General features: G+C 59.6%; 10 protein-coding genes and 2 pseudogenes. 4 read left to right on the top strand and 8 right to left on the bottom strand.

Annotation, left to right across the window (positions count from 1 at the left end; all coding sequences use genetic code 11):
* Positions 1-404: 404 nt before the first annotated feature.
* The 4 genes from X756_RS136430 to X756_RS136445 all read right to left on the bottom strand — a co-directional run bounded on the left by X756_RS136430 (position 405) and on the right by X756_RS136445 (position 2,699).
* Positions 405-1,214, bottom strand: a complete 810-nt coding sequence (locus X756_RS136430; RefSeq protein WP_210164341.1) for a DUF955 domain-containing protein — start codon at positions 1,212-1,214, stop codon at positions 405-407.
* A gap of 121 nt (positions 1,215-1,335) precedes the next feature.
* Complete coding sequence (locus X756_RS136435; RefSeq protein ID WP_023731943.1) at positions 1,336-1,839, bottom strand: helix-turn-helix transcriptional regulator; 504 nt, start codon at positions 1,837-1,839, stop codon at positions 1,336-1,338.
* Between the two features lie 13 nt (positions 1,840-1,852).
* On the bottom strand, positions 1,853-2,479 hold the full coding sequence (locus tag X756_RS136440; protein ID WP_023731942.1) for a hypothetical protein: 627 nt from the start codon (positions 2,477-2,479) through the stop codon (positions 1,853-1,855).
* A gap of 4 nt (positions 2,480-2,483) precedes the next feature.
* The gene (locus tag X756_RS136445; protein ID WP_023686067.1) at positions 2,484-2,699 is read right to left on the bottom strand and encodes a ribbon-helix-helix protein, CopG family; all 216 of its coding nucleotides are present in this window, start codon (positions 2,697-2,699) and stop codon (positions 2,484-2,486) included.
* A gap of 135 nt (positions 2,700-2,834) precedes the next feature.
* Here X756_RS136445 and X756_RS1000000166930 point away from each other — a divergent pair, with 135 nt between their 5' ends.
* From X756_RS1000000166930 to X756_RS136460, 4 genes are read left to right on the top strand one after another with little or no spacing between them, the layout of a single operon-like run.
* A complete protein-coding gene (locus X756_RS1000000166930) occupies positions 2,835-3,557 on the top strand; it encodes a multiubiquitin domain-containing protein (protein WP_023686066.1) in 723 nt (240 codons plus the stop codon).
* Between the two features lies 1 nt (position 3,558).
* The gene (locus tag X756_RS136450) at positions 3,559-4,080 is read left to right on the top strand and encodes a hypothetical protein (RefSeq protein ID WP_023731941.1); all 522 of its coding nucleotides are present in this window, start codon (positions 3,559-3,561) and stop codon (positions 4,078-4,080) included.
* Positions 4,031-4,603: a Mov34/MPN/PAD-1 family protein gene (locus X756_RS136455; protein ID WP_198020118.1), complete on the top strand. Its 573-nt coding sequence runs from the start codon at positions 4,031-4,033 to the stop codon at positions 4,601-4,603. Before X756_RS136450 ends, X756_RS136455 begins: the two co-directional genes overlap by 50 nt.
* Entirely contained in the window at positions 4,600-6,102 is a 1,503-nt protein-coding gene (locus tag X756_RS136460) for a ThiF family adenylyltransferase (protein WP_023731939.1), read from the top strand. The genes X756_RS136455 and X756_RS136460 overlap by 4 nt, the downstream gene beginning before the upstream one ends.
* A gap of 474 nt (positions 6,103-6,576) precedes the next feature.
* On the opposite strand, the pseudogene X756_RS136465 reads toward X756_RS136460, so the two are convergent.
* From X756_RS136465 to X756_RS136475, 4 genes and pseudogenes are all read right to left on the bottom strand, one after another.
* Positions 6,577-7,966: pseudogene (locus X756_RS136465) on the bottom strand (HlyD family type I secretion periplasmic adaptor subunit).
* Positions 7,953-9,732: pseudogene (locus X756_RS01000000166430) on the bottom strand (type I secretion system permease/ATPase). Before X756_RS01000000166430 ends, X756_RS136465 begins: the two co-directional pseudogenes overlap by 14 nt.
* 402 nt (positions 9,733-10,134) lie before the next feature.
* Positions 10,135-10,926, bottom strand: a complete 792-nt coding sequence (locus X756_RS136470) for a hypothetical protein (protein ID WP_023686103.1) — start codon at positions 10,924-10,926, stop codon at positions 10,135-10,137.
* Between the two features lie 691 nt (positions 10,927-11,617).
* The coding region (locus tag X756_RS136475; RefSeq protein ID WP_023731935.1) for an ATP-binding cassette domain-containing protein at positions 11,618-12,700 on the bottom strand (1,083 nt) is incomplete at its 5' end.

Below are 12,700 nucleotides of genomic sequence, written 5' to 3'. Positions count from 1 at the left end.
CAAAACCCCTTCGGGCCAAAAGTGTTACCCATGTCTCCGATATAAACCGTAACCTATGTGTCCGGAATGGACCCAGAGAAAACTGGTGCCAGAGGCGGAATCCAAGTGGAGAAAATCCCGTTTTCGTTTCAGAGACTTATGCGAAGGTTGGCCGCATCTGCTACCAACAGAAATACCAACAAAATATTTCTGTGGATTGGTTCGGTTCCTGATATTTCTCTCAATGCCTCGCACCTGGTCAAGTGAAGACCACGGCTGGCCAAGACGACTCAATGAAAACGATGGCCGCCTGCGGCCCTAATGCGCCCTGGTATCGGCCGTTCGTTCACGCAGCTTAAGCCTGGAAGCTTCCGTTCCCTGACCAGCGGACGTAGCCGGGCGAGCTTATTAGCGCCGCAGCGGTATCACTTAACCGGTGTTATCAACGGAGCCGGGCGCCTGTGTACGGCATAGGTCAGGATCGCGTGGTGGTTGCAGAAGCATTCGATCGCGAACTCGTGTCGAACTCCGTTCGCGTCCGTCAACACGACGGTTCCGTCGAAAATCGGACCTCTCCTAGCCCGGCCGGCACTGGCCCTGAGAAAGTTCCAACAGAATTCCTGAGTGATCCCCGGAAACCGCGTCCTGAAGGCGGGTGAGCGGATGAAGTATCGCACGTCCTTGCCGCCGGGGTCGCGGCCGATATCGTCGTGGTGCGGATGGGCGCTGACCATCCCGAATGCCGGCGTTTCGCCATCCCGCTCCTCGACCGTGCGCCATAACGTGGTGGTTATCGTATTGCCGTAGCGCTTGGCCAGATTCTGGATGGACTTGAAGGTAATCTCGACGTCGCGAGCCTCGCACGCGAAACGGTCCTGAAGGAACAGCAAGCGTGCGGCGGCGAAATTAGCCTCCGCCTCCACATTGGCGTGGCAGTTCGGATCGAGCGTGTACTGATCGTCGCCGAACAGGAAATCCTTGTGCCAGGGAATGAAACTATGCCCAACCTCATGGGCCTCGATCCATCGTTTCTTCGCGTCGGGAACCTGTTGGTCGATCAGGATGCGATTGCCGTCGGGTATCCATAAGGCGGAGAGGTTGGCCTTCTTGATCACGTCGATCAGAATGGTCGGACGGGCGATAACCTGCTTGCCCGCCACCTTCATCCTATGCGCGACTTCCTGCAGGAGCGTCGGATTGGACAAGCTATAGTACTTGAGGTCTAGCGCGAGCAACTGCCGGACCTCCGGGAGACGGAGGGGCGGTTCGGGATTGCCGAGTTCGCGGAGAATCCTGTCAACGAGTCCTCGGATGTCGTCCGCCTCATATGCTCCGACCGTCCCCTCCATCATCGGTTCATTTCTGCCCCAGCACCAGAAACTTGACGAAACTGTCCAAGACCTGTTGCTCGTGCTTACTGAGCTTGGACAAATCATCGGACTTAGCCGCGAACTTCTGGGCCTCTTCCTGCAGGACCTCGTCTCTAGTAACCGTAGCGCCAGAGAGCTTCATCAGCGCTCGTGGCGGCATCCTAAAAAACTCGGCCAACTGGTGAACGGTCCTCGGCCTGGGTTTGTAGTTGGGGTCCCGTTCGATCAACCTGATCTCGGCGGCCTCCACCCGCGCCTTTGCGCCCAAGGTTTCAACCGACAATTGGTCGCGTCGTCTCAACTGGCGTATGAAGACCCCGAAGGCGTGCTTCATTTCGACCACGTTGCCCGCGTCCGACACAAGTTCGGACGGCAGGAACATCCCTATATTGTCGATGGCTTCCAACGGCCATCCCGCGTCATGGTCCGTATCCGGATCGGACTCGATCTTTCGCCGGAGCGAGTCGCGTGAGATAAGCATCTCCATCATCTGCTCCTTCTGTTTAAGTGAGGAAGGCGCGCGCTTGTGCTTCGGTCATCTCAAAGTAGCGCATGCGCGTGTCGTCGATTTCCAGGTCGGTCATTCCAACCACATCTCGATACCAAGCTTCGGCCTGTGGCAAGGCGTGCAGGCCTACCCGTCCCCTGAATTCCTCTTGAACACTCAAGCTGATCGCGGCAACCATCATGATGCGCCCCACGCCCTTGAAACGAGGGGACGCATCGAAACGCGGTCTGTTCCAAGGCGCGGTAGCCAGCAGGTCCACCGTGACCAGCGGCTTGCCGCGTTGCGAGGGTTCTTTGGCAAAACCTGCAGTCGTCACGAGCATCAGGCCCTGTGTGGCACCTTCCGCCACGATCGCGAACGACTGCCGGTCAAGCCGGTTTGACGCCATGTCGACTTTCTCGGACCATCGCCAATGAGCGTCCTGGATGTCGTTATCGGCGAGGAATTGCAGGTTGTATTGGCCGGCGGCTTTCAGTTCCGCAATCCTGGCTTCCATGAGCGGGCGCCACGAGCCGTCTATATCGGCGACATTGCCGGCATCCGCGGGGCTGAGGAGATGGGATTCCGTGAACTTGCCGGTCCGGTCTAACAGGTCGTAGGTACCGATGAGGCTACCCGACATGGCTTCAGCTCAGCATCATGAGCTCGGCCTTTTCCTTGGTGGAAGGGTGTTCGAAGAATACCTTCTCGCCGCGTTCTATTCTGTCCGTGATGGATTGGTAGAGCCTGAGGGCCTGTCGGACTAGGGCGGTCTTGGACAAACCTTTTTCATCGGCGAGGCGATCGACCAGATCCATCTCCTGAGAACTCAAATTCAGCGTCATCGTACGTTTTTCAACCATAGGGTCCTCCTTGACGGCCGCGCGTTCATATCATTATCCACGAGGCTAGTCAACAATTAATAGCTACATGTCACGTATTGACTAGCTAAGAAATAGCTACTATTTGATGTGATATCGAGACGCAGGAGAAACCAAATGAACGACAGCGATCCCATTCGCAGCATCCATATCGCCGGCACCGACCTAGTGTTCCGCGCGGTTCCCGTAAATGACCAGACCCCCTCAGGCGACCAGATCGCCCTCGCCGCGGGGTTTTCGTCCGACGATTACAGCTATGTCCTGCAGATGCGGGACAACGGCGAACTTGAGGACGTCCGCAGCCGCGAATCCGTGCCCTTGTCCGACGGACAGCGGTTTATCGTCGCCCTGAGCGACCGATCCTACCGGCTTGCCTTCGCCGGCGGCCCCCTGGATTGGCCCGCGCGCTTCATCACGGCCGGAACCTTGCGCAAGCTGAAGGGCGTGGCTGCCGACAAGAGCATCTATCTGGAAAAGACGGACGAGCCCGACTTTCCCCTCGATGAGGACGACGTCATCGACCTGGATGAAGATGGCGTCGAAAGCTTCAAGGCGGGCAAGCTTGCGGGGCCAAAGAAGCAGACGGTGCGCGTCAAGCACCTGGGTGAACTGGAAACGGTGCGCTTCAAGGTCGAGTCCGGTACTACTCTGCAGTCGATCTGGGACCGGGCCTACGAGGAGCTCGACGTCATGCGCAACGAGCGTGACGTGTTCCAGGCCGAGACGGACGTCGGGACAGTGAGCCTGATGGACCACCTCGGCCTTCCTCTCGAGACGGCCCAGCAGGAAGGTTTGTGCGACAAGAAGTTCGAGATCGCGGCCAGGACCGGGGGGGCCTGAAATGGCATCGCATGGCGTCCGGCCCACCATTGACCTGCAGGCAGGCACGCAAGTGCTAGGCCAGCACTTGCCGCGGGTGCTGTCCTTCAGGGGCCAGACGATAGAAGAGCTCGGCTGGAGCCGGCCATCGGACCGGACGCTGCTTGTCCCCATGCGCGGCACTTTCGGCGGAAATACCGAAGAGTATCTTCTCCGGCTCGATTTTCTTGCCGGTTCGGACTGGCCGCCCAGCGCCAGGTTCGTCAATCCGGCGACCCTTGACTACGCCGGCCTAGCCGAACAGCACCATCTGCCCCAACTGACCTCGCCGGAGGTCCACGTCCATCCGGCTTACCAGAACCCCAGCGGGCAAAAGATCCAGCTCGTGTGCTGTTCCGCTGTGTTCGAATACTACGACGTCAATCACGGCGGCGAAGACACCACCCTCTGGCGCACGGGCGATACCTTTAATCATACGTTGGTGGCGATCGAACGTGCTTTCCGCAACCACTATTCGGGAAGATTCGATCGTCATGCAGGATGAATACCTATTGTGGCGCGACCCGGCACCCGGGCCCTATGTGCCGATCGGATCCGTCCTTCGCTTACCTCCGACTGCGATTTCGGCGACACGCGAACTGCTTCAGCGCGCAGGCCGCCGGGAATCGTGTGTTTTCTGGTACGGCGAGCGGGACGGCGATACCGCCCTTGTGCGATCGGTCCGGGCGCCCACGCAGCGATCTATGCCCGGAAACTATCATGTGGAGCCGGATGCGATCAGCGAAATGGTGCGCGATCTGCCCGAAGGGTGGAAGCCCTTGGCTCAGATTCACAGCCATCCCGGCATGGGCACGGAACACTCGCGATATGATGACCGCATGATTTCGAGCCGCCGGATTCTTTCGCTCGTATTCCCGATATACGGCGTCCCGGCCGCGCCCTGGCCGCAAGGCATCGGCGTGCACGAGTGGCAGAACGATTATTGGCACATGCTATCCCCAGGGCAGGTCCATGGCCGCCTTGAGGTGATCGCCGCACCGGCAGTGGACAGAAGGGATTTCCGATGAGTGGCTTGGCATTGGGGGATCGTCATTCCCGACCGTTGGATGGTTTGGGGGACGTCGCGTCGCCTAAAACGATCCTCATTCGTGCCGGCGACGTATCAGGGGCAGTCAATCGCCAACACCTTCTGGTCTGTCTCGTCAATCTACTGGCTAGGCTGCATGGCTTGGTCGGTTCGATCCGGGTCGCGGTAAAAGGCGAGATGACGGTCGTCACGCCGAACGGGGCCGGTCCGGCAAATGCCTTCCAGGCCGTCGAGAACCTCGCGTCCTGGGCCAACGGCGGGCGGATACCGGTGCTTCCACCCGATGGCGTGGAGGACTTGACCATAGATATGACCGGTCAGATGCGTGGAGGCGCGAGCATCTATGTTTGGGGAGAGGGGTGGAAAGCCTGGATCGGCTCCGCTCCGCGAGCCTTCGGTGGTTCTTTCGGCCGGCGCGATTGCCTCGGCCCATACCTGGCAGCGGCCTTGGCAGCAGGCGAGGTCTTCAAGCACGCCAAAGGCTTGAAGAAAGGACGCTTCGCCCGGGATGACGCGTATTCCCTGTGGTCGGGGGAATCCGGCCGCTGGGAAGTATTGGAAGACGGTCCAGCCGTATCGGACACGCGCTTGCCCCCTTTGTATGTCGTCGGGGCAGGCGCCGTCGGTCAGGGGATCATCCAGGTGTTGGGCGCCAGCGAATTGGCAAGCTCATTCCTCGTTACCATCGATCATGACCGCCACGACCTCGAGGGCACCAATCTTAACCGGTGCTTTTTGGCCGGCCTCGACGATCTCGACCGACCTAAGGTCGAGGCCGTGGAGCGATACAGGACCTTCAGCGGACTGGGGGGCTTGGAACATTCCGGAACGCTTCGGGATTACATCCTCTCGAGCCGGTCAGGCCTGCATCCGAAGCTCGATCTGGCGGAAGCGCGGGACTCGTACGAACTCGTGGTATCGGCCGTGGACATCAATACGTCCCGTCAGGACATCCAGGGTCTGTGCCCCCGCGTCGTCGTGGGCGGAAGTACAGACGGCTTAAGGGCTCAAGCGGTGATATACGGCCTCGTCGAACAAGCCGAATGCCTGGGCTGTTGGAACGTGCCCGACGACGGAAGGGCCAAGGCCGCTGCCCGGGAAGCGGCCCTACGGGCAATGTCGCCGGAAGAACGACGGAAGGAATTGGCCGGACAGGTCGAAAACCTTGATGCAGCCTTGTCCTATCTCGCTTCTGCCGAGCCCAGATGCGGACAGTTGGGAGAAAGCGATGTCAAGAGCTTCGTAGACCGGATGCCTCCGGAGTTTTCGGCTTCGTTCGTGTCCATGGCGGCCGCCACGATGGCCGCAGCCAGCCTATTTCGTGTCACATCGGGATTGTCTTCAGATGTGAACTTGCAACCCAAGACAATTCTCCAGTTCAAGAACTTGTCGATGGCTAAAACGGTGACTGCGCGACGGAGCGGTTGCGCGCATTGCTGTGTTGTCCGTGAGGCCGGTTCTCCGGCGAAACTCGGCTAGTACTTGGCCGCGGTCGATAACTCGGTCCCCTTGGACACTACCGAAACATTTGGGCCCTGATACGCCACCACCCGGGCAGGCACGCCACCCCAGAGTCGCGTCGGTACCCTCATCGCGAACAGACAACTGACCTTCTGGACCTTTGGTGCCGCAAGGTGAAGCGACACAGAGGGCGCTGCACTTGTTCAACGCTATCCATTTTTCGGCGGCTTCTAAGGCAAGGGTTGCCAAAAGTAGACGGTCGGCTCCCGGCCCCCCTCCTGAACGTTTGTGCTCTGGCCAATAGCGGCCTGAGGAGAAACGATATGGGACATTCGCAGTATGACCTCGCCGGACAAGGCCGTCCCGGTAGTGTGCTGAGAGTTCTGCAAATTCGCTGAGAGGGGGCGGTCATGGCAGGCTGGTGATTGTTCATTTCACCTGATTCCCGCGAAGGAACGCCACCATGGCCAAGACTCATTTCTCTGGGTTATTTCATTCCTCCCGGAATGTCCGACTGATTTGGTCCGACAGCGGCTTGACGAAATAGGAAAGCGCCGTACGCTCGCCCGTCTCGACCATCGCTTCGGCCGGCATACCGGGCACGAGCGTCAGGCCCTTGAGCTTCGTCAGTTCCGCCTGCGGAACCGACAGGCGCACCAGGTAGTACGAAATGCCGTTTTTTTCATCCGTCGCCAGATCGGCTGCGATCCGGCTGACATATCCGTTCAATATCGGCGTGGTTCTCAGATTGAAGGCTGACATCCGCAGCACGGCCTTGTGACCAAGCTGGATTTGGTCGATGTCCTTCGGGGTGATTCGTACTTCAAGCGCAAGATCGTCGCCTTCCGGCACGATTAGCATGATCGGATCGGCGGGCGTAATCACTCCGCCGACCGTATGAATTGCGAGTTGTTGAATGGCGCCTGACTGCGGCGCGACGATATCGATCCGCCGCAGTTCCTGCTCAACCGCCACCTTGCGCTCAACATACTCCCCGACCTGCGCCTGAACCTCTCTGAGCTCCTGGCCGACTTCCGACTTGAAATCCTGATCGATCTGCGGGATCTGCAGGCGCGTTTCGGCTATGCGGGCTGCCGTCTGTGCCTGATCTGCGATCTTCTCACCGCGCTCGCCACCGAAAGTGGCAACCTGGATCTTCAGGCTGTTCAACCGTTGGTCCGAGACAATGCCTTGCTTGCGCAGCCCACTTAGAACAGCAATTTCCTTTTGGAGAACCTCGATCATTTTTTCGCAGGCAATTTCCTGCGCCTTGAGTCCTTCGATCTCGTGGTGATATTGAGTAATGCGTTCCGCCAATTGCGCCTGCTTCCCGTCGCGGGATTGCCTGCGGAATTCGAACAGCAGCGTCTCGCTATCTATTGCCGAAGCTACGTCTGAAACATCTCTTCGGGCGAGTAGCCAGTCCGGGAAGGCGATTTCCGCGAGATCGTCACGCTCAGCATCGAGTCGTGCCAGGTAGGCGGCCAGCTCATCGAGCCGCTTGGTGACTATGGCGAGATTAGCGCGCGTCTGGGTAGCATCGAGCCGCATGAGGATGTCGCCGGCTTTTACTTTATCCCCTTCGCGCACCAGGATTTCTCCGACCACCCCGCCAGTCGGGTGCTGCACCTTCTTGACATAGGAAACGACGACAAAGTGTCCGGACGCTACAACCGCACCGGAGAGATTCGTGAAGGTCGCCCAGGCTCCGGCTCCTCCCACAAAGATCACGCTCGCCAGAAGGCCCGCCACCAGNGGAGAGATTCGTGAAGGTCGCCCAGGCTCCGGCTCCTCCCACAAAGATCACGCTCGCCAGAAGGCCCGCCACCAGGTGGCGGCGAATGGAGCTTGAAACGTCATTGTTCTGATCAATGCCGGACACCGGTATCCTCCATGTCAGCGCGCTCTGCCACGTGATCCTGTGTAGACTCGATGGCCTTCAGGACTTTGGAACGCGCACCGAATGCTCGCTGCCGTCCACCTTCCATCACCAACACCAAATCGACGGCGCTGATGACACTCGGCTGATGGCAGACGACAACCGCAATGCCTTTGCGCTCGCGCACGGAGGCGATCGCCTTAGCGACTGCAGCTTCGCCTTCCGCATCGAGATGGGTATTGGGTTCATCCAGCACAACAAGGAAAGGGTCTCGATAAAGGGCACGGGCAAGACCGATAAGCTGACGCTGCCCGGCGGAAAGTGCCGATCCGACCTCACCGACCGGAGTTTCGTATCCGTGCTCAAATCGGAGGATGAGTTCGTGGGTGCCCGCTGCTTTCGCCGCGGCGACAATAGCCTCAGGGTCAGGATCATCTTCAAAACGAGCGATGTTTTCGNTGGGTGCCCGCTGCTTTCGCCGCGGCGACAATAGCCTCAGGGTCAGGATCATCTTCAAAACGAGCGATGTTTTCGGCAATGGTGCCGTCGAACAGTTCAACACCTTGTGGCAGATAGCCGATATGACGGCCTAGTGCTTCCCGGTCCCATTGATCGAGGCTTGCGCTGTCGATGCGAACCTTCCCGGCGACCGGCGTCCATGCGCCGACGATGGCGCGCGAGAGTGTCGACTTGCCCGAGCCCGACGGGCCGATGACCCCGAGTGCGCTTCCCGCCTGAATGGCAAACGCAAGGCCGGTCACGGTCGGCTTGCTTTCGCCGGGCGGAACGATTGTCACGCTTTCGAGGCGCAGTTCGCGTTCAGGTGCAGGCATTAGCATAACAGGAGCGGTTTCAGGAACCTTTTCCAAGAGGTCCTCCAGCCGCGCCCAACCCTGGCGCGCCATGAGGAAGGGTTTCCAGCTTGAAATGGCGAGGTCGACCGGAGCCAGCGCACGCCCCATCATGATCGAACTGGCAATCATGACCCCGGCCGTAGCCTCTTCCCTGACGACAAGGTACGCACCGACGGCAAGAATGGCCGATTGCAGCAGCACGCGCAGCGACTTTGAAATGGCACCCAGCCCACCTGCCACATCCCCAGCTTTCCGGTTGGCGGCCAGACACTTGGCATTGGCCTTTTGCCATCGGGCAGCGATCCGCTTTCCAAGACCGAGAGCTTGCACGACCTCGGCATTGCAACGCGCTGCTTGCAGCAGACCATTGCGTGCCATGTTGTGGGCAACGGTATCGCTTATCGGCCCTTGCGAGAGAGTGTTGGCAAGGAGTGTCAGAGATGTGAGACCGACCGCCCCGATAAGTGCCGTCATGCCGATCCAGAAATGAAGGAGGAAGCAAATGCCAAGATAAAACAGCATCCATGGCAGATCGAAGAACGCTGTCGGACCGTTTCCACCTAAGAAGCCGCGAACATTGTCGAGATCGCGAAGCGGCTGCAAGCCGTCGCCCGGCATGCGCGTTGAAAGCGGAAGGCGAACGATCGCATCGTGAACGCGTCCGGAAAACTGTCCATCGAAACGCTCGCCAATCCGCAGCAGCACGCGGGCGCGCAAAATGTCGAGCAGGCATTGGAACGCATAAAGCCCCGCAGCAAGCACGACGAGCCCCACTAGAGTGGATACGCTGCCACTTGCCAGAACGCGGTCATAGACCTGAAGCATGAACAGCGGCGAGATGAGCGCAAGCACGTTGACCACGCCGCTGATCAACACAATGCCCCAAATCGCGGAAGTCAGAGGGAAGGGTTTCAAAGCTGAATCCTTTAAGGAATGGTTGTCACGTAAGTCTCCGGAGGCTGGCGACCCAGCTCCCTATATTGCTCCCCGACCGGCAACCGACTGCATCCGCTCGCTGGTTCAGGATCAGTGCTCCCGCCGAATATGTTTGGTCCCTGCATTTAATGGAGCGGGTCAACAACACCGTCCGGCTGAAGGTTTGGAAGGGATTCATCGTGGTCGGCCGCAAGGGCCCGAACAGGCTTCCGCCTCCACACCTTCAGTGGGATTTCGGTGCACGACCAGCGCGACGCGCAGGGCTTCGTCACTGTACACGCTGACTGCTCCCGGGCGCCCCGGCCCATGGCAAGTAGCGGAAACGGGAAAGCGCCCGCCCAGGGGGGCGGGGCGGGCGCGGTTCCGTATGGGTTTTCTGGATCAAACGAAGGTGAAGTCGGACGCGGTCAGGCCCAGGTCTGCCACGGTGACCACACCGCCCAGGTGGGCGAACTCGTGCGCGCTGCCGTCGGCGGTGACATAGGCCAGAGTTGCGAGTCTGTCGGTGTAGCTGCTTTGGTAGACAATGATATCGCCGGCGTGCTCGCCGGAGATCGCACTCGCCGCCTCATTAGCAGAGTTGAAAGATTCGCCAGTGATCACCACGACGTGTTCGCCGTTCGCACCCGAGGCCGCACCGCTGTAGAAGCTGCTCACCGGGTAGCCGGACTGTATGCTGGCGTTGTTGACGAAGTTCGCGCCAAAACCATCGTTGTAGAGGCCCACCGCATCGAAGGCGAACTTGTCCTCCGCCGGGTTGAAATCGGTGATAGTGGTAATGTCCGACGTCGACCCGACAACCCCAGGCACCGGATTGTGGAACTGGAACACGAACGTGTCACTGTCGCTGCCCCCGGTCAACGTGTCCTGGCCGTCACCCACGTAGAGGACATCCTGGCCGGGTCCGCCGCTGAGCCTGTCATTGTCCTCACCGGAGACGCGCGCGTTGAAGCGGCCGTTGTCGCCGGAGAGATCGTCCCAGCCATCTCCGCCGAAGATGCGGTCGTTACCCTTGCCGCCGATGGCTCGGTCACTGCCCGCGCCACCCGAGATCTCGTCGTTGCCGCCACGACCGTCAAGCCAGTCACCGCCCTGGTAACCCTCGATCCAGTCAACACCCTCGGTGCCGAGGAGTGTTTCGGAACCCGGGCCACCTTCGATAATCTTTGCCATTGAAAATACTCCTAATGATGCCCCTGCCTGAGTCGTTCATATTCGTCATCGGACAATTGGAGAAATCGATTGCTTGGATAGGCATACATTTACGAAATGGATGCATTCTCGTTCACTTCGCCCTTCTGCTGAGCAGTTGCGGGCTCGCAGGCGGCGGGGACACGCCCCAGGCAATCGGCCCGAACATTCACACTCAAAGAACGGTCCAGGAAAACTTGGCAACCGGTCGTCCTGGTTGGGCCGCCCTCGGAAGAACGGGCATGGGGCTGTGTTGCCGAGTCGCGCCGGCACTGCCCATTGCGAGCAATGGAACGTTAGGGAGCGCGTTCGCGCGAGCCGAGATCGGAACCGACAGGCGCACCAGGTAGTACGAAATGCCGGGTTCACCAGGATTTCTCCGACCACCCCGCCAGTCGGGTGCTGTATCTTCTCACTAGGAAACGACGACAAAGTGTCCGGACGCTACAACCGCACCGGAGAGATTCGTGAAGGTCGCCCAGGCTCCGGCTNCTCCGACCACCCCGCCAGTCGGGTGCTGCACCTTCTTGACCTAGGAAACGACGACAAAGTGTCCGGACGCTACAACCGCACCGGAGAGATTCGTGAAGGTCGCCCAGGCTCCGGCTCCTCCCACAAAGATCACGCTCGCCAGAAGGCCCGCCACAAGGTGCCGGCGAATGGACTCGAAACGTCATTGTTCTGATGAATGCCGGACACCGGGATCCTCCATGTCAGCGCGCTCTGCCACGTGATCCTGTGTAGACTGGATGGCCTTCAGGACTTTGGAACGCGCACCGAATGATCGCTGCCGTCCACCTTCCATCACCAACACCAAATCGACGGCGCGGATGGCGCTCGGCCGATGGGCGACGACAACCGCAATGCCCTTGCGCTCGCGCACGGAGGCGATCGCATTAACGACTGCAGCTTCGCCTTCCGCGTCGAGATGGGCATTGGGTTCATCCAGCACGACAAGGAAAGGGTCTCGATAAAGGGCCCGGGCAAGACCGATAAGCTGACGCTGCCCGGCGGAAAGTGCCGATCCGGCCTCACCAATCGGAGTTTCGTATCCGTGCTCAAATCGGAGGATCAGTTCGTGCGTGCCCGCTGCTTTCGCCGCGGCGACAATAGCCTCAGGGTCAGGATCATCTTCAAAACGAGCGATGTTTTCGGCAATGGTGCCATCGAACAATTCAACACCTTGTGGCAGATAGCCGATGTGACGGCCTAGTGCTTCCCGGTCCCATTGATCGAGGCTTGCGCTGTCGATGCGAACCTTCCCGGCGACCGGCGTCCATGCGCCGACGATGGCGCGCGAGAGTGTCGACTTGCCCGAACCCGATGCGCCGATGACCCCAAGTGCGCTTCCCGCCTGAATGGCAAACGCAAGGCCGGTCACGGTCAGCTTGCTTTCACCGGGCGGAACGATTGTCACGCTTTCCAGGCGCAGTTCGCGTTCAGGTGCAGGCATAGGCACAACAGGAGCGGTTTCAGGAACCTTTTCCAAGAGGTCCTCCAGCCGCGCCCAACTCTGGCGCGCAATGAGGAAGGGTTTCCAGCTTGAAATGGCCAGATCGACCGGAGCCAGCGCACGCCCCATCATGATCGAACTGACAATCATGACCCCGGCCGTAGCCTCCTGCCTGACGACAAGGTACGCACCTACGGTAAGAATGGCCGATTGCACCTGCAGGCGCAAGTCGGCATTGCAACGCGCTGCTTGCAGCAGACCATTGCGTGCCATGTTGTGGGCAACGGTATCGCTTATCGGCCC

The sequence above is a fragment of the Mesorhizobium sp. LNJC405B00 genome (assembly GCF_000502615.1).
GTDB lineage: Bacteria > Pseudomonadota > Alphaproteobacteria > Rhizobiales > Rhizobiaceae > Mesorhizobium.
This window is presented reverse-complemented; position numbering and strand designations above follow the sequence as displayed.

Coding starts and splice junctions, on each gene's coding strand:
- X756_RS136445 (WP_023686067.1), bottom strand. CDS start 2,699: ATGGTTGAAAAACGTACGATGACGCTGAATTTGAGTTCTCAGGAGATG.
- X756_RS136460 (WP_023731939.1), top strand. CDS start 4,600: ATGAGTGGCTTGGCATTGGGGGATCGTCATTCCCGACCGTTGGATGGT.
- X756_RS136435 (WP_023731943.1), bottom strand. CDS start 1,839: ATGATGGAGATGCTTATCTCACGCGACTCGCTCCGGCGAAAGATCGAG.
- X756_RS136450 (WP_023731941.1), top strand. CDS start 3,559: ATGGCATCGCATGGCGTCCGGCCCACCATTGACCTGCAGGCAGGCACG.
- X756_RS1000000166930 (WP_023686066.1), top strand. CDS start 2,835: ATGAACGACAGCGATCCCATTCGCAGCATCCATATCGCCGGCACCGAC.
- X756_RS136470 (WP_023686103.1), bottom strand. CDS start 10,926: ATGGCAAAGATTATCGAAGGTGGCCCGGGTTCCGAAACACTCCTCGGC.
- X756_RS136440 (WP_023731942.1), bottom strand. CDS start 2,479: ATGTCGGGTAGCCTCATCGGTACCTACGACCTGTTAGACCGGACCGGC.